The sequence below is a fragment of the Ureibacillus endophyticus genome (assembly GCF_003628435.1).
Lineage (GTDB): Bacteria > Bacillota > Bacilli > Bacillales_A > Planococcaceae > Ureibacillus > Ureibacillus endophyticus.
Window position 1 is genome coordinate 1 of record NZ_RBZN01000038.1, and the last position, 16,838, is coordinate 16,838.

The window sequence follows — 16,838 nt, forward strand, 5'->3', positions numbered from 1 at the left end:
ATAATGCACAACTCACCTTTTTCTGCTTGTTTCTAGTCAACTCAAGTATAGAAAAATAGGTGATGTTGTGCATTTTGTTTTTCATAAATTGTAGGCAAACCCCAACAATTAATATAGAACCCTTTTTCTTTCGTTTATTAAACTTCGACAAGCCCCCACCTTAATATAGATAGGGGCTTGTTGCATAAATTTTTTTCCTTACTGTCGCTTCTTCGTTTTCTTATTATTAGCTCTTTCTGTCGCTGTTAATGGTTCATTTGCAAATTCATGATCGAACTCTCTTGATAAATTCTTTCTTACTGCCTGCTTATCACTAATAGTATCACTTACATTGCTTTTCCGGTTGTTACTCACTTTCAACACCTCCATGTAGTTAGTTTGCTACGTGTTGTCCTGAGTATGCATTTTTGTTAATTGTTATTGTCACTACTTAAAATTGTTTAACTGTACAAAATAAAGATTAGTTATAAATCAATTTCCATAAATAAACTGTTCGGATCATCCCAATATTGGTCAAAGGGCTTACAGTATCTGAAGCCAAAACTTTCGTATAGACGGTGTGCAGGTTTGAATGCATCCATTGAACCGGTTTCTAGACTTAATTTTGTGTAACCACGTTTTTTAGCCACGTTAATAATGTGTTGTAATATCGCACTAGCAACACCTTTTCTTAAATGTTTCTCCGCTGTTCGCATAGATTTTACTTCCCCATGCTTTGCCGTTAATTCTTTTAGTGCTCCACATCCCATAATGTCGTTATCTTCCCACGCACTATAAAAAGTAATATTATCTTGTTTGAGTCCTTCAACATTTAAAGCGTGTATACTTTCAACAGGAGAGTTTTCCATCATACCTGCTAAATGGGTCTTAATAAGTTTTATTGTGCGAATATCTGTTAAGTCATCTATTTTTATATCCATAACCATCCTCCTCTTAATTTAATTATAATTTAAGAGGAAAAATAAGGAATCATTATTATGGTTATTCATTCAGGCAAAAAGAGAGAACTTAGGGTGTTTTGAAATGCATAGAAATTACGAAAACATTATGTTGATTCTGTAAGAAAAAAAGATGTAAAGTATTTTAAATGGGGTAGTGAGAATAGATTTGCTTATTCTAATTCAGAAGCCTTTAGTTACTTAAATTTAAGAGGAGGTATATTATGGACAAAACCATTCCCAAATCAATTGATGAATATATTTTACTCTATCCTCAAGAGATTCAAGAAATATTAAATACAATAAGAAAGGTAATAAAGGATTCAGCACCAAATGCCGAGGAAAAGATAAGTTATGGAATGCCTACTTTTGCATTGAATGGCAATTTGGTACATTTTGCTGCATATAAAAACCATATAGGCTTCTATCCATCTTCAAGCGGAATAAGTTCTTTTCAGCAGGAGTTATCAGAATATAAAACTTCTAAAGGTGCAGTTCAATTCCCAATCGGAAAACCAGTCCCATATGAATTAATTAGTCAAATAGTAAAATTTAGAGTTGCTGAAAACCAACGTAAAGCGGAAGAGAAAATAAAAAAGAAAAAATAATTAAATTAGAAGTAGCTAAGTTTGCTAATTTAATGAACTGTACAAAGCCATTTAGTTATCGTGCAATATTTGTTGAATAATTTTATCAACTATATTAAATATGTTATTTAAGTTTTTCTTATAATTTATGCTTCAAGCGAAAAGGCACAAATGTTGATTTAACAACATTCGTCCCTTTTTGTTGTTTTATAGGTGGTTCTTTAAAGAATTTTTACTTTTTTAAATCCATCCATTCTTCTCTTGTTATCGCATAAACTTTAGTGAATTCATTTACTTCGTCAGGAAATTCGTCTATTAGCTTCATTCCTGTCGAAATAGCTGTGCGATATGAACCAACATTTGTGAACTTCATATATGAATAAAGTATATTAAACGGGGTATATGTAAAAGCCCAGTCTCTAACAGCTTTTGAGGCTTCACTTCCATATCCCTTTTTCTGCATATTTTTTCGTATATGATAGCCTATTTCTGGTTTTATTTTCCCATCAATCACCTGCATTGTAAGTCCGCAATCTCCAATTAACTCACCTGTTTCCTTTAAAACAACCGCCCATAATCCAAACGAGAATATTTGATATCTTTCAATGTTATTATTAATCCATGTTCTTACTTTTTCTTCATCGAATACATCGGGATAGTACTGCATTACTTCAGCATCTCCTAAAATGGCATACAAAGCTTCAAAATCGTGTTCTGTTAATTCCCTAAGAATTAATCTCTCTGTTTCTATGATTATTTTGTTATCTCTCATCTGTATACTCCTTATCATTCTTACTATATTTTCCGTTACCGTTATTGGAAGGTGAGGGGTGTATAATTTGAGGGTTAATCAACAATTGGGTGCCGTTCATGAAGGATTTGGACGTATTTTGTATTCTAGGGTCACATTGTGATGCAAAATATTTTAGTATTATGAAAGGTGAACCGTACTATTCGTAAAGATAAAATAGATTTAAAATTCCTTGATTTTTACTAGTTTACAAACAAGGGTAGTCTGAAAAGTCCTTTTAAGTCGTAACCATTGTGACTGACGCTTACGATTTCGTCACAGATAAAATGGCGAAGAGGAGAGTGGATGTTTATTTCGACTACCGCAGAAGCAATAATTCGTAAGGGATAATTTTCAATAAAGAAAAAGGGTGTCCAAAAAGTTTTTCCTTTTTGGACACCTCTAGTAAGTAATTAAGCATTTCCCTCTAAAGTCGAAGCAACCTCTGAAATAATAATTTCACTTCCTAAGATTGGAGATTCTTGTTCAGAGTTACCTGGTCCTCTATGAGCGTCTTTAAAAGCATCGCTATTTTTCCAATTAGTAAAGTCTTCAATAGTGTTCCAATACATATTTACATTAAGCTCATCATATTCTGTAAGATTTTTAGTAATTAAAACTTCTACTTTTACAAATCCATCCATTTTTTGTAAATCCCCTGGTCTTGTGAACATTGGAGCCATTTTTTCTGCAAAACCTAGTTTCGTTTTAATTTTATTAGTTACAATAATCATTTATTATTCCTCCTTAATTTTCAAAGCAAATATTTATCCTTTAGTATGGACGAACTTCAACTTTACAAGACTGAAAGCAATGCCAGTTTTAGTCTTCCTATTTCTGTTCAATCTATTATCTCGTTTCGTTCGTCAATGTAAATAATAATAGTAATTTTGTGATTAGTCAAACGTGACTATATGATCAAAATATGATTTTTTTTTATTGTGACTCAAATAAAAAAGGAACCATTTATGGCTCCGTTGATATATTGAGTATTAAATTAATCCAAATGGAGAAGACGTTTAATGGTTTTTTCAAGAAATGCAACCTCTGCTTCTAACATTGTAATTTTATGTTCAACTGCAAGATTAACACCAGTTCGGTTGCCATGTGTAGGAGTTTTTTTAAATAGCTCTATTAGATATTCGTTTTTCTTTAATCGTTCTTTCAAGGCTGGTATTGCTTTTTCCATAGGAAGAAAGTCAATAAACATTAACCCAATATCTCCTTGGTAATTAACACTTTCAGCAGAAGACAGATTATTCAATAGCAATTTATAAAAATAGTTTCGGCCACTTTCATTTATAGAGTACACTTTACGAGTGGGTCTATTACCCTCTTGCTCTAACTGTATGTCAATAAAACCTTTTTGATTTAGTTTATCTAGAGTAGCATAAGCAGTTGGTTTTTTCATATTTGTAACTGTACTTAAATTTCTTTCGATAAATTCATTAATTTGATATCCGTGTTGACTTTGCCCCATTAATAAACCAAGCAGAATTAGTGAGCGATGTTCCACTGAAATCCTCCTTTCTTTCATCAATCCTTATATATTCTCTCGTAAATTTTACTTGCCGTCAATTGAGTGCGAATCTAGTGATTTCTGGTTAATAGGGTTATAAATAAAGGAAATCTTTTATTATCCAGAAAAATAACAGCAGTCCTGGTTTATTTAAATTTATTCTATGTTTGTACACGCAGTTCTTTAGTATAATCAAGATGTCGGAAACATTAAATAAAATTTTTTATCTTCAACATCGATTACACAGAGGTACTATTCCTTCTTTACAATAGGGGAATCATTTCTAGAGGACATGAAAATGAAGAAAATTTACCTGACATTCTATATGAATGGATATCCAAAAAATAATAAAATAGATAGTGCTTTTTCTAAAATATAGCCACTTTTCGGGAGTTACTTACAAGGGGCTATAGTAGAGAAAATGATTTTCAAAAATCGGCGCATTTATTAATTGAGGAAAAATTTAGTAATAATAAAAGTGCCACTCCTTTAGCAGGCTGGCACTTTTATTAATTGGTTTATATTACATACAAGCTTAAGTAAACAACTGTATTTATTATAAAGGTGATATTATTTGATCAAACAGGAGTTTTATTTACTGACTTTTTATTTTTTGCTGGGGCAATGATAATTCCTGTTGTTTCTTCAAAATCATATAAATTTGTAGGTAAATCAGTGAAACGTTCTATTTCATTGTAGGCAGGGATACCATGGTAGGACATATCTAATCCTTCTTCCTCTTCTTGTTCACTTGCTCGTAAACCGACTGTTACTTGACATACCTTTGCAATGAAGATTCCGCCGATAAGTCCCCACACAACTACGACAATTGAACCCAATAATTGTACTTTTATGAGAGAAAAATCACCAGTTGTAAAAAGACCTTGAGATGAATCGAACAACCCAACTGCAATCGTTCCAAATACCCCATTAAAACCATGTACAGCTACAGCTCCAACAGGGTCATCTACTTTTAGATTATCTACTAATAAAGTAGCATAAATCACAATGACACCACTAGTAACACCAATAATGATGGCACTCCATTGAGAAACAAATGCACATCCAGCAGTTATAGCTACTAAGCCGGCTAATACACCGTTAATCGTCATACTTGGGTCTGCTTTTCCAAACTTTTTCAATGTCATGAAAAGAGCAGCAGTACCACCACTTGCTCCGGCAAGAAGTGTATTAAGAGCAATTGATGCAAGGGAAGTATTGGATGCATCTAGTGTGCTTCCAGCATTAAAGGCAAACCATCCGAACCAAAGAATAAAAGCACCAGAAGAAGCTAACGGAATATTACTAGGCGCAAATACATTCGTACTACCATCTGAATTAAATCTTCCTTTTCTAGGCCCTAATATTTTGGCTATTGCAAAAGCAATGAATCCACCAAGTGCGTGAATTGCAGCAGATCCAGCAAAATCCTTCATGCCCAATTTGGATAACCAACCTTCACTATTCCAAATCCAATGACCTGAAAGAGGATAGATAATAATTCAAATCAGGGCTACTGTTACAATATAGGCTTTAAAATTCATACGTTCAGCTACTGCACCAGAAACAATCGAAATACTCGCAACTGCAAATCCCATCTGAAATAGAACAAAAGCTGCACTAGGTAATTCAATGGATAAAGAAATCTTTTCTGGACTGCCAAATAAACTTGTCCCAATCATTCCAAAGGCATCTTCTCCAAACATAATGCCAAAACCAATGAGCCAAAAAGCTAAGATGCCAACTGTTAAATCTACAAAAATCTTCATCGTAACATTAACCGCATTTTTAGTTCGAACCAAACCAGATTCTAGTAAACTAAATCCACCCTCCATAAATAAAACCATTGCCGCTGCTAACACAATCCATACTGTATTTAAAAAGATTAATTCCATATTTTATCACTCCGGATTCACTAAATCATCTGTACTTAGGTCTGCTTCGCCTGTCTTAATGTTATAGGCTTCAAGAATGGGATATACGTAAATTTTTCCATCCCCATCTTCTCCTGTTTGTGCAGAGGCAACAATTGTCTCTATTGTTTGCTTGACCATATAGTCGGAAAGGACAATCTCTAATTTAATTTTTGGGCGAAGGGTTACTTTATAATTTTTCCCCCGATAAACCCCTTGTGTTTCTTTTTGTTTCCCTCTTCCAACTGCCTGGGATACGGTGAACCCCGTAATCCCGATACTCTTTAATCCTTTTAGGGTATCAGTCAGCTTTTCTGGACTTATGATCGCTTCAATTTTTTTCATTTTTATCACCTGAAAATTTTGAATTTTATATTGTACTAATATAGTATATTTTTTTCATATATCCAATCTCGATATTAGATTATACCTATCGTAATAAAACATTTAGGACCAGAGAGTACTGATAATAGGGGCTTTATTAATTATGGAGGAAGTTATGTCTAGAGTATTATTTCAATTTTATTGTTATATATAAGAAAATAAATGACCCTTAAGAAAGAATAAGTGAATCGCTGTAAAAATTATCGTTTGTTGCCTTTTTATGAAAAATTCTCTAAAGTTGTATTAAATAATGGATATTAAAAGGGGGAGGGAAATTGGATAATTCATTTTTGATGAAGACTGATACAACTTATACACTGAACTTTTTGATTTACCTACAAATATTTTTCTAAATTAGAATAAAGATGAGGGAGAAATAAAATTTCCCTGTTTATTTAACAGAATTACATTTGATGAAGATTTTGAATTAAGATATAAGGAACTGTGGAATGAGGTATCGCAACAACTATATAACTGCTACTAGCGCAATTCAATTAGAATTGTGCTTTTTCTATATCAAAAATTTAATTAAAGTGTTGACTCTTACCTTAGAGGATACTTTAGTATAAAGACCACAGAAAGGAGGTAACAATGTACACCGTTCATGAAGTTGCTAAACTAGCACATACAACTGTGAATACGTTACACCATTATCACAAAATTGGCCTTTTAATACCAGAACAAACTACAGAAGCTGGCTATCGTTTATACGGAAAAAAAGATTTAGTACGTTTACAGCATATTCTTTTTTACAAAGAAATGGATTTTCCTCTTAAGGAAATTAAAGAATTATTAGATGGGGAAATTAATCGGGAGAATAGGCTGATACAACAAAAGTATTTATTAGAGAAAAAAGTCAATCGTTTGAAGGGCCTCATTGAGACAATTGAATGTTCTATTGAAAGTGTAAAAGAAGGGGGAGATTTAGATATGGAGAAAATGTTTAAAGGTTTTAATACAGAAGAGGAATGGAAAGAAGCTTTAAAGGACCATACAGAACATTTGAAGAGTGAATACGATTTTGACCTGTCCAGTAAGGCGATTGATGTAGAATTAATGAACGACACTGCAATGGAAGCACAGTCATTTAATGAGGATATGGTTCATTTCTTACAATAAGGTCTGTCAGTAAATGCCCCGCAAGTATTGGATCGTGTAAAAGAACATTTATCATTCCTTGAAAGTAAAGGACATCCTTCAACACCACAAGATTTCCTAAATCAAACAGAGTTTTTCATTACAGACGACTATCACAGAAATATGCTTGAACAACAGCAAGTTGGTTACAGTTATTATCTAAATAAAGTAGCATCTAACTACTTGTCAAATCAATAATTAAAGGGCGCTTTTTTGTATTGGAAAAGCGCCTTTATTAATGCTCTGTGAAAGTTTAGGTATTTAGTAAATCATTTTTTACTAAAATACGAATTAAACATTGATTTATGTTTCAGTATATAGCCTTGATACCGAATTTGTTCGGAAGTTTTAGTGATTTGAATAAGGACTCTGTAGAACTATCACATTTACAGAATCACGTAATTGAGTATATGTATATGCAAAAGAGAGCCTTAAATCTTAAAGAAATAAGCGTTGGATTTGGTATTATTAAGCAACAACTAACCAATATCATTAGTGATTTAGAAGATGGTGGTTATGTGGTTAAGGAGCCCGATCCAAAAGATAGACGCGCGGTTTTGATATCACTGACACCAAAGGGTAAGGGAATTGAAGAACGAAAATGGATTAAGGTTTATCAAATGTTTAATGAAAATTTAACGAAATTAAGCGATGAAGAGAAAATAGACTTAAAATATGCTCTTCATAAAGTGAATGTATTATTAAAAAAAATGGAGGATAACCAATGAGTCAAAGAGAACGAGTGTCAATCATAGTGATAGGTGTAATTTAAAGACATATATAATTGTTTACTTACAGGTGTCATCGTAGCCTCAGTAATCTTGGTAAAACAAAGTCGACAAGTTAAAAAGGGAGTATCTTAAACTTTTTAATTGCGATAGGGATAGTGCTAAATTTTATCTGTAAAATAGGACGCATTTCTTTCATAAGGAATGCGTCCGTTTTTTTGGGATAGCGCCTGTCTTAATTTAAACATCAAAAGCACAACATCTATTAACAGAAATGTAAACCATACAAAATTAAAATACTTATGTTTGAAGGGTGAATAATGAAACGAAAATTTATTTTTAAAGAGAATAGATGTCCTCGAGGTATGTTTTTATGGATGCAATTTCTAATTTTAATTCGGTCATATCTTGTTCTTCAATTGCGGCAATTAATTGATTAATGCTTTCTTGTAAACTTTCATATTCATCTTCATCCCCCATTAACTGGATTTTCCAGAGGTTATGACGATATAGTTGCTCTAATTTAGCACCGAGTAAATTTAGTTGTTTCCAATCTGGATCCTTTAAAGCGTTCTCAATCGAGTTCACCTGTTCATAAAATTCATTTTCTCCATTAATATTTGAGCAACCAGATATCAAAATTAATAACGATGAAAGTAAAATCCAATTTTTCATAAGTTAAGTAATCCTTCCTAATTTGAATATAATAACTAGGTTTTCCTAATAATAGTAAAAACATAATCAGTCTTAAATAAAAATTGGAGGAATTTTTTTAGTGCCAGATTATTCATTAATTTTAATACGATCGATTATCGCATTTATCTTATTGCTATTTTTGACTAGGATTATGGGGAAAAAACAACTTTCACAACTTACATTTTTTGATTATGTCGTCGGGATTACTATCGGATCAATTGCTGCATCGATGTCTGTTGATAAAAACATTCAAATTTCAAATGGGGTGGTCTCTTTAGCTATCTGGGGGATTTTTCCGATTATCCTCGGATTTTTTGGCATGAAATCTAGAAAGTTCCTACAAATAACAGATGGAAGACCTTCTATCGTCATCAAAGAGGGCAAAGTTTTAGAAGAAAGTATGAAAAAAAATCAACTTGCTATTGATGAATTAATGATGCTTTTAAGAGAAAAAGGGGTATTTAAAATTGAAGATGTTGAGATGGCTATCTTAGAAACAAATGGGGAACTAAGTATTATGAAAAGAACAGATGTGGAACCAATTACACCAAGTTTATTGGGCATGAAGGTAAAATTAGAACACGCCCCAACTTTATTAATTGTCGATGGACATATTTTATATAAAAATTTATCTACTTTAGGATATACTGAGGAATGGCTTCAAAAAAAAATAAAAAAACAAGGTGCACAATCAATAGATGATATCTTTATAGCTCAAGTTGATTCAAACGGGTCTCTTTATGTAGACCTTTATAAAGATAAGATACAAAAAGATGAAAGTTAATTAAAAACGCGTAAAAACTTACTTTATGTAATATTTACGGGTTTTTAAACTAGTTCGGTGGATATTTAAGATTATTAATCATTTTCGTACCAAGGATTTAAATGGATTAACACTTCTGCCACATCATCATGATGTTCCATAATTGTCTTTTTAATTTTACGTATAATATCATGACCTTCTTGAATCGTAAAATTTGCTGGTACACTCACACGAAGATCTACCAGTATATAATGACCATTTTCTCTTGCGCGTAGTCGGTCAATCCGTTTTACATCTGGTACAGTTAAAATGAGATTGTGAAAATCATCTAACAACTCTTGACCTACGCTTTTTTCCATAAGTGATGCACCAGCTTCTACGAGCATTCCGTATGCCAATTTAAATACTAAGATAGTTACAATCAATCCAGCAATTGGATCCCCAAACAATAGGATGTTATTTTGAGTAGCTTCTCCAACTAATGTAAGGCCAATACCAATTACAGCAGCTAATGAAGCATACACATCTGCAAGATGATCTTTTGCTGTAGCAATTAAACCTTTACTATTTGTTTTTTTCCCTATGTTCATCGTGTATATGTATAAAATGAATTTCCAAACTAGAGAAATAATAGCTGTTACGAAAGCAATTACCCCTGCTTTTTCAGGCTCCTCAAAGAATACTTTGATAGATTCATAAGCAATATAACAAGCGGCTAAAACTAAAATAATTCCAACAATCGCAGAGCTTAGAACTTCCGCCTTCCCGTGTCCATAAGGATGATCTTCATCAGCAGGACGCTTAGAAATACGCATCGATGCTAATGTAGCACCACTTGCGATTACATCACCAGCATTATGATAACCATCTGCTAGAAGTACGGGACTGTTAAAAATTGCACCAACTATTATTTTTAGAAATGTTAACACTATGTTGCTGATTAAACTAATCCAGCCAGCCATCATGGAAGTGTTTGAATGTGTGTGTTGATTCATTAATTTGTACCTCCACTAAAAATCTTTCCCTAAAACAACAAAATCCTTTGACTTTAATCGTCAAAGGATTTTAAGTGAAAATATATAATTTAGTTAAACTAGAAAACGGCATCATATTCTATCACTCCTAAAAATTAGCGCTCATAAATTATAGTCCTATTAAATTATGTTTTCAATAGTTTTAAATATTGAGTTTGTTTTTTATTTCTGTTTACAATCTTTAACCTAATCCAATCACATTACTTGAATTGTAATCATGTTACTAAATATTTTGAAACACCAGAACCATTCGAGAAGTTAAATCTTTTCGAGTTAAGTGGAAAAGAGAATAAAAGGAGCTCAATAGAGATAATGATGGCTTATAAAATGAAAAGGTCCTAAAATTTAATATTTAGAACCTGTTAAAAACGTTATATAAAATTTTTTAAATCAATAATGAATTCATATATAAAATAACAGGCAAATCCAAATAACAATATTCCTGCAATGATTGAAGTCCACTTGATCATATTACGATTCATAACTTTTCTTGTTAATGAAACGATTGTTAATAATCCAATATCATGCATTAATATACCTGTTAAAATACCTAATGCGACAATAATGAATTGATTTGCTCCATTTTCTGCAAACGAATCAGCTAAAACTGCTCCAAATACAGAAACCCAAAACACTAAATTTCCTGGAGAGCTAGCTACTAATATTCCATTGCGATAGGTTGAGAAAAATGATTTTGTTACTTTTTCGCCTGCTAATGTTATATCCTTATCTGCATTTTTAATGGAGTCATAAGCAAGTATCAATAAAAATACAGCCCCAACAATCCAAAGTGGCATTTGAATATAAGGTAAAGCTAAAAAATTAGCTAAGCCTAAATATAATGCCATAATTAGTAACAAATCAATGGTCATTCCACCAATTCCAACAGCCCAACCGTGGATAAAACCATTTTTTAAACCTTGTTTTGTCATCTCGACTGTTATTGCACCAACAGGCATTGCAATGGCAAGTCCAATCATGACATACGTAAAATATAAACTCATTTCAACACTACTTTCAAAAAAGCATCCTTTCTTACGTCCGTTTATAAATATAAATGTACTTGAATAAAAATAATTTTTCAATTTTTTTCTATAAATACAGGAATAGGACAAGATTTTTTAAAGTTAAAAACAGACGGCCATTTTGAAGCACAATTCGAGAGCTTCTAAACCGTCTGCTTTTAATATCTTACAAGTCTCAACAGTTACAATTTGCAACTACTATCAACTTATTATTTATTATTTGGAGAAACTAGGATTTTGATTTGTTCTTTATCGTTTACTAATGTTTCGAATCCTTCTGATACGATATCATCGATAAGAATATGCTTTGTGATTAATTTTTCAGCTGGGAAGTAACCTTGTTTCATTAAATTCATAACAGCTGGGAAAATATCACGATATGCGATAATACCTTTTACAGAGCGTTCAGATAGTACGATATTATTTGGTTGGAATGATGCTTCATTTTCCCAAATGGATACAATAACTGTTTCACCTTCAAATGTAGTAGAATTAATCGCTTGTTTCAATACGACTGGCACACCAGTTACTTCGAATGCTACATCTGCACCACCGTTTGTCAGTGCTTGAATTTCTGCTACTACATCTTCCACTTCTGCTGGATTAATAACAGCTGTTGCTCCAAGCTCTAATGCTTTTTCTCCGCGTTTTTTTGATAATTCTACTGCATAAATTTCTGATGCACCTGCAACTTTTAATGCTTCAATTACTAATAAACCAATTGGTCCAACACCGAATACAACGGCTTTATCTCCAGCTTTTATTTTACTCATACGTACTGAATGTAATGCTACTGCTGCTGGCTCTACTAAAGCACCTTGCTCTAATGTTAACCCTTCTGGCATTTTATGTACCCAGCGTTCATCAACTACTGTATATTCAGAGAAGCCACCGCCTCCACCAGATAAACCGTGGAATCCTAAGTGTTTACAAATATTATATTTTCCTTTTTGACAAGCTGGACATTTCCCACAAGCCAAAATTGGTTCTACGACAACTTGGTCACCAACTTTTACGCTCGTTACGCCTTCTCCTACTTCAACAACTGTTCCAGAAAATTCATGACCCATTACAATTGGTGCCACATCTTTACTTACTTCATGCGGTTTTTCAACAGGAATAAAGATTGGACCCGCTACGTATTCATGAAGATCGCTACCGCATATGCCTGTATATGCAACTTGAATTTTTACACGACCTGAAGTTACTTGAGGTTCTTCAATGTTTTCTACTCGAATATCTTTTGCTTTATACCAAAGTGCTGCTTTCATAAGTATTACACCCCAAATCAAAGTATTTACTATATATGTAATAGCAATATAATTTTACCAAATTTATCGATACTATTTTGTGTAAAACTATAAAACTTTCTCAATAAAATGATGAAATAATGTACAAAAATTATTGACTGAATAGCTAACGGGCACTTTTTGAATGAGAAAGGGACTAAAAACTATGGAAGTGATTTTTTTCTAATAACATTGTAAGAGATTGGATTTAGAAATAATGTATATTGTTAACAAGGAATTTAATTTATACTAGTTGAAGATATATTTATATAAAAGAAGTTTATGGAGGCAAAATATGTTTAAACATAAGATAAATGATGTGATTGAATTAAGATTATTAGAAGTTAGACATACAAAATTACTTTTTGAATTAACTAATCAATCTAGGAACTATTTACGTGAATGGTTGCCTTGGGTTGACTCTACCAAGACTATTGAAGATTCGAAGCATTTTATTGAAGGCACTATGAAACAATTCTGCAACAATAATGGTTTTCAAGCAGGTATTTGGTATAAAGGAGAATTAGCAGGAGTTATAGGGTTACATGGTATAAATTGGGCAAATAAATCTACTTCAATAGGCTACTGGTTAGGTGAAACATATCAAGGAAAAGGCTTAATGACAAATGCTTGTAAAGCCGTTATCGATTACTGTTTTACAGAGTTAAATTTAAATAGAATCGAAATAAGGGTTGCAACAGAAAATCTTAAAAGTTTAGCTATCCCTGAAAAACTAGGCTTCCAAAGAGAAGGTTGTCTAAGATGTGTAGAGTGGCTATATGATAAGTATGTAGATCATTATGTCTATGGTTTAACAAAAGAAGATTATAATAGAATTAATCAGCATATGGATTGAGAGATAAAATGCAGCCTACTTGATTACATTAATGAATAATATTTTACATGTATAAGAAGCCATTTGAGTATTTTTCAAATGGCTTTTACTTATATCAAAGTTTAAAAGAATCATAGTTGAGTGACGATTATGATTAAAAAGTGTACGTTTATGATGAAAAAGGGACTGAAATATAATATAATGCTAAAATACTAACAGGTAGAATGAATTACCTTAAGTGTTAATTTTGACGTACCTAAGAATATTATGGATGGGAGGTATATAGGATAAATAGGCTAGAAAATGCATTGTTTAGTTTTTTAAATCAAGAAAATTTTTCGCCTCTTGAAAAAGAAAAATTAAAGTTTGGTATTCAAATTGTATTAGCAGAGATTAATAAATTGCTAATTATCTATTTGGTTGCATTTTTATTAGATTGTTTTGTACCAACACTGATAACACACCTTTCTTTCTTGCTTTTAAGACAAGTATGTTTAGGATATCATTTTAAAAATTTGTATATATGTATTGCATGGAGTCTGATAGCATTTCCAATAGCTATAAACTTTTTAACAAATCAATTCGGTAATCTTTCAGCTATCTTCCTATATATCGGTTTTTGTATTATGTTATTATTCATCTACATACTTGCACCACAAGGTACTGAAAATCAACCAATTATTAGTGAAAAACACCGAAGTTATCTGCGTAAGCAAATGAACATAAGACTATTCATTTTAATTGGTGTATTTTGTTTCAGTCCAGCAGAAATGAAGGTTCTAATCAGTTATGGTGTATTTTTAGAAGTGTTTATGTTAATTACACAAAAAATAAAAGGGGAGAAATTAGTATGAAAAAAGAGAAACAAATGACAGTGAAAAATAATAAAGGATTAAAATTAAATTTTGTTGCGTCCAAAGTAGCTCAAGGACTTGTGGCAGTAGGTGGTATGGCAACTGTTCAAGCGTGTACAGCATTTTTCAATGAAAAGAAAGTACCTGATGAGTTATTGAAGAACAATCGTTTTGCAGATAATGAATAAAGTGAATTGGTGAAGGTAATGCAATTATTAATCGCAGGTTTGGTTGAGTTAATCGGAATATTTTGGGCTATTTCTTATACAACTCAAATCAAGTTAAGTATTAAGCGTATCTTGTTTTATATATTACTAAGCATGGGTCCTGCCATTGTTCTACTACAATTTGTAGGGCAATGGCAAGGAATCATCTACTTAATAATTAGTTCTTTTACTTACTTCTATTGGCTCTCCAAAAGCTTCCTAACTCTCATACATATATGCTTTGTCTTGATTTTTGGTGTTATAACAGATAATCTTTCGCAATATGTGATGACTGCTTTACCTAATATATTACCTGGAAACTTAGAACATTTATGTATTTTTACGTTGTTGTTTGTTGTTAGTATTATCATTTATCAACATTCAACAAGAAAGATCTATAACTTAATTGGTGAAATAAAAGTTGCGTATATGCTTATTCTTTTTATTGCACTTGTGACAATGGGGACGTTCTATATCAATCTCTATTTAACAGATTATTTATCTAAACAGAATCTATTAAAATTTAACATCATCACACAGATTACCTACTTTGCAATAATGCTGTTTGTACTGTATTTTACAATTGTTACTATAAAAAAAGAAAACCACTATCGAAAAGTTGAGTTTGAAACAGCGCAGTATACAGAATACATGCATTCATTGGAGTTAATTAATAATGATATGCAAAAATTTCGCCATGATCATGCCAACATCTTAGTTACCATGCAGGGGTACATAGAAATAGAGGATTTTGACGGATTGAAAACGTATTTTAAAAAGCATATTTTTTCTGCTGAAGAAGATACGATTAAGAGAAATATGCGGCTAGCAAATTTGGCGAATTTAAAAATTACAGGGATTAAAGGGCTTATTTTAACAAAGACGCTTCAAGCAGAAAAAGAGGGAATATCAGTACATATTGAAATTCCAGATGAAATTGAGGAACTAAGCATGAATGTGATTGATATTTCTAGAATTCTAGGAATATTTTTAGATAATGCTATTGAAGCAAATATAGAAAATAACGAAAATAAAGAAATCGATATTGCAATTTTTCACAGTATGTCGGGTTCCACACTAATCATCATTGAAAATACGATAAGCGATAATTCTATCATGATTAACCAGATATTTGATGAGGGCTACTCAACGAAAGGTAAAAATCGTGGTACGGGATTAAGCACTGTTAAAAGCATTCTGAAAAACTATCCGAATGTTATGCTGAATACAGATGTAAATAATGGTGTATTTACTCAAATTATCGAGGTTACAAAGAGTGAGGGGATTCGATGAAAGTTGTAATTTGTGAAGATAATCCACAACAACAAAAAATGCTTTATAACAGGTTAAGAAACTATGCCATGATCAACCATCCAAGTGTAGAATTTGTACTAGTTGCCTCTCATTCTGCGGAGGTTTTATCCTATTTAGAGGATCATAAAGCAGATTGCTATTTCCTAGATATTAATTTAGGGGACGGACGCAATGGGCTTGAATTGGCTTCTGAAATTAGAAAACACGATCCGATAGCGAGTATTATTTTCGTAACAGATTATTCAGAAGCATTGAAGTTAACATTTAAGTACAAAGTAGCGGCATTAGATTTCATAATTAAGCGTACCGAGGAGAGTTTTACCGATGAGTTAATTGAAGCTTTTGTGAGTTCAATTACACGTTACGAACAATTAGGACAAAATAAAGTGACCAATTTCTTTCAAATTAAAATGGGAGAATTAATAAAAAACATTCCTTACGAAAATATTTACTACTTTGAAACATCTGAGGATTTTCATAAAATTCGATTATCTGAAAAAAATGGAGTATTTGAGTTTTACGGAAAACTTAAAGAGATTGAAGAGATGCATTCAAGTTTTTTCAGGTGTCACAAAAGTATGGTAATCAATCTTCAAAATGTAGTGGAGATAAATAAGAAGGAAAAGTACGTCGAATTAGCGAATGGTGTGAGATGTCCCATTTCTATTCGAGCGCTACGAAATATTCAGCATAAGGTGAATGAGCATTTAGTAAATGATTAAAAACGGCTAAGGTTGAAGGTTTACCCACTTCAACTTTAGCTGTTTTCTTGTTTAGAGGTTGATTCCTGTTATTTGAAATTTGGTAAAAATTTGCATAGTGCGAA

Annotated in this window: 20 protein-coding genes and 1 pseudogene; 10 read left to right on the forward strand and 11 right to left on the reverse strand. The window is 32.1% G+C overall.

Annotated features, from left to right (window positions below; all coding sequences use genetic code 11):
• Nucleotides 1–198: 198 nt before the first annotated feature.
• Nucleotides 199–354, reverse strand: a complete 156-nt coding sequence (sspO, locus tag D8M03_RS13115; protein ID WP_245987591.1) for a small acid-soluble spore protein O — start codon at nucleotides 352–354, stop codon at nucleotides 199–201.
• 110 nt (nucleotides 355–464) lie between these two features.
• Nucleotides 465–920, reverse strand: a complete 456-nt coding sequence (locus tag D8M03_RS13120) for a GNAT family N-acetyltransferase (protein WP_121215284.1) — start codon at nucleotides 918–920, stop codon at nucleotides 465–467.
• 242 nt (nucleotides 921–1,162) lie between these two features.
• Between D8M03_RS13120 and D8M03_RS13125 the strand changes: the two genes are divergently transcribed.
• On the forward strand, nucleotides 1,163–1,546 hold the full coding sequence (locus D8M03_RS13125; protein WP_121215285.1) for an iron chaperone: 384 nt from the start codon (nucleotides 1,163–1,165) through the stop codon (nucleotides 1,544–1,546).
• Between the two features lie 211 nt (nucleotides 1,547–1,757).
• Here D8M03_RS13125 and D8M03_RS13130 read toward each other — a convergent pair whose 3' ends face one another.
• The 5 genes and pseudogenes from D8M03_RS13130 to D8M03_RS13155 form a co-directional block, all read right to left on the reverse strand.
• Nucleotides 1,758–2,297, reverse strand: coding sequence for a GNAT family N-acetyltransferase (locus tag D8M03_RS13130; RefSeq protein ID WP_211330931.1), 540 nt, complete (start codon nucleotides 2,295–2,297; stop codon nucleotides 1,758–1,760).
• Nucleotides 2,298–2,728: 431 nt separating this feature from the next.
• On the reverse strand, nucleotides 2,729–3,049 hold the full coding sequence (locus D8M03_RS13135) for a heme oxygenase (RefSeq protein ID WP_121215286.1): 321 nt from the start codon (nucleotides 3,047–3,049) through the stop codon (nucleotides 2,729–2,731).
• A 263-nt stretch (nucleotides 3,050–3,312) separates the two neighbouring features.
• Nucleotides 3,313–3,831: a PadR family transcriptional regulator gene (locus D8M03_RS13140; protein ID WP_121215287.1), complete on the reverse strand. Its 519-nt coding sequence runs from the start codon at nucleotides 3,829–3,831 to the stop codon at nucleotides 3,313–3,315.
• A 581-nt stretch (nucleotides 3,832–4,412) separates the two neighbouring features.
• Nucleotides 4,413–5,729, reverse strand: a pseudogene (locus tag D8M03_RS13150) (ammonium transporter).
• 6 nt (nucleotides 5,730–5,735) lie between these two features.
• Nucleotides 5,736–6,092, reverse strand: coding sequence for a P-II family nitrogen regulator (locus D8M03_RS13155; protein WP_121215288.1), 357 nt, complete (start codon nucleotides 6,090–6,092; stop codon nucleotides 5,736–5,738).
• A gap of 630 nt (nucleotides 6,093–6,722) precedes the next feature.
• On the opposite strand from D8M03_RS13155, the gene D8M03_RS13160 reads away from it, so the two are divergent.
• The 3 genes from D8M03_RS13160 (at nucleotide 6,723) to D8M03_RS13165 (ending at nucleotide 7,996) form a co-directional block, all read left to right on the forward strand.
• Complete coding sequence (locus D8M03_RS13160) at nucleotides 6,723–7,250, forward strand: MerR family transcriptional regulator (protein WP_245987592.1); 528 nt, start codon at nucleotides 6,723–6,725, stop codon at nucleotides 7,248–7,250.
• Nucleotides 7,251–7,277: 27 nt separating this feature from the next.
• Nucleotides 7,278–7,466 (forward strand): hypothetical protein, encoded by a 189-nt coding sequence (locus D8M03_RS17900; RefSeq protein ID WP_245987594.1) that lies wholly within the window; start codon nucleotides 7,278–7,280, stop codon nucleotides 7,464–7,466.
• A gap of 107 nt (nucleotides 7,467–7,573) precedes the next feature.
• On the forward strand, nucleotides 7,574–7,996 hold the full coding sequence (locus D8M03_RS13165) for a MarR family winged helix-turn-helix transcriptional regulator (protein ID WP_121215289.1): 423 nt from the start codon (nucleotides 7,574–7,576) through the stop codon (nucleotides 7,994–7,996).
• A gap of 339 nt (nucleotides 7,997–8,335) precedes the next feature.
• On the opposite strand, the gene D8M03_RS13170 is transcribed toward D8M03_RS13165, so the two are convergent.
• On the reverse strand, nucleotides 8,336–8,671 hold the full coding sequence (locus D8M03_RS13170; protein WP_121215290.1) for a DUF4363 family protein: 336 nt from the start codon (nucleotides 8,669–8,671) through the stop codon (nucleotides 8,336–8,338).
• A gap of 100 nt (nucleotides 8,672–8,771) precedes the next feature.
• On the opposite strand from D8M03_RS13170, the gene D8M03_RS13175 reads away from it, so the two are divergent.
• The gene (locus D8M03_RS13175) at nucleotides 8,772–9,476 is read left to right on the forward strand and encodes a YetF domain-containing protein (protein ID WP_121215291.1); all 705 of its coding nucleotides are present in this window, start codon (nucleotides 8,772–8,774) and stop codon (nucleotides 9,474–9,476) included.
• 74 nt (nucleotides 9,477–9,550) lie between these two features.
• Here the strand turns inward: D8M03_RS13175 and D8M03_RS13180 are convergent, their stop codons facing one another.
• The 3 genes from D8M03_RS13180 to D8M03_RS13190 form a co-directional block, all read right to left on the reverse strand.
• Entirely contained in the window at nucleotides 9,551–10,450 is a 900-nt protein-coding gene (locus tag D8M03_RS13180) for a cation diffusion facilitator family transporter (RefSeq protein WP_121215292.1), read from the reverse strand.
• Between the two features lie 410 nt (nucleotides 10,451–10,860).
• A complete protein-coding gene (locus tag D8M03_RS13185) occupies nucleotides 10,861–11,493 on the reverse strand; it encodes a LysE family transporter (protein WP_121215293.1) in 633 nt (210 codons plus the stop codon).
• A 230-nt stretch (nucleotides 11,494–11,723) separates the two neighbouring features.
• On the reverse strand, nucleotides 11,724–12,785 hold the full coding sequence (locus D8M03_RS13190; protein ID WP_121215294.1) for a 2,3-butanediol dehydrogenase: 1,062 nt from the start codon (nucleotides 12,783–12,785) through the stop codon (nucleotides 11,724–11,726).
• A gap of 313 nt (nucleotides 12,786–13,098) precedes the next feature.
• Here D8M03_RS13190 and D8M03_RS13195 point away from each other — a divergent pair, with 313 nt between their 5' ends.
• The 5 genes from D8M03_RS13195 to D8M03_RS13215 all read left to right on the forward strand — a co-directional run bounded on the left by D8M03_RS13195 (nucleotide 13,099) and on the right by D8M03_RS13215 (nucleotide 16,734).
• The gene (locus D8M03_RS13195; RefSeq protein WP_121215295.1) at nucleotides 13,099–13,659 is read left to right on the forward strand and encodes a GNAT family N-acetyltransferase; all 561 of its coding nucleotides are present in this window, start codon (nucleotides 13,099–13,101) and stop codon (nucleotides 13,657–13,659) included.
• Nucleotides 13,660–13,946: 287 nt separating this feature from the next.
• A complete protein-coding gene (locus D8M03_RS13200; RefSeq protein WP_170148454.1) occupies nucleotides 13,947–14,492 on the forward strand; it encodes an accessory gene regulator ArgB-like protein in 546 nt (181 codons plus the stop codon).
• A complete protein-coding gene (locus D8M03_RS13205) occupies nucleotides 14,489–14,680 on the forward strand; it encodes a hypothetical protein (protein WP_121215297.1) in 192 nt (63 codons plus the stop codon). The genes D8M03_RS13200 and D8M03_RS13205 overlap by 4 nt, the downstream gene beginning before the upstream one ends.
• Nucleotides 14,681–14,698: 18 nt before the next feature.
• On the forward strand, nucleotides 14,699–15,991 hold the full coding sequence (locus D8M03_RS13210) for a sensor histidine kinase (protein ID WP_121215298.1): 1,293 nt from the start codon (nucleotides 14,699–14,701) through the stop codon (nucleotides 15,989–15,991).
• Nucleotides 15,988–16,734, forward strand: a complete 747-nt coding sequence (locus D8M03_RS13215; RefSeq protein ID WP_121215299.1) for a LytR/AlgR family response regulator transcription factor — start codon at nucleotides 15,988–15,990, stop codon at nucleotides 16,732–16,734. The genes D8M03_RS13210 and D8M03_RS13215 overlap by 4 nt, the downstream gene beginning before the upstream one ends.
• Nucleotides 16,735–16,838: the final 104 nt, after the last annotated feature.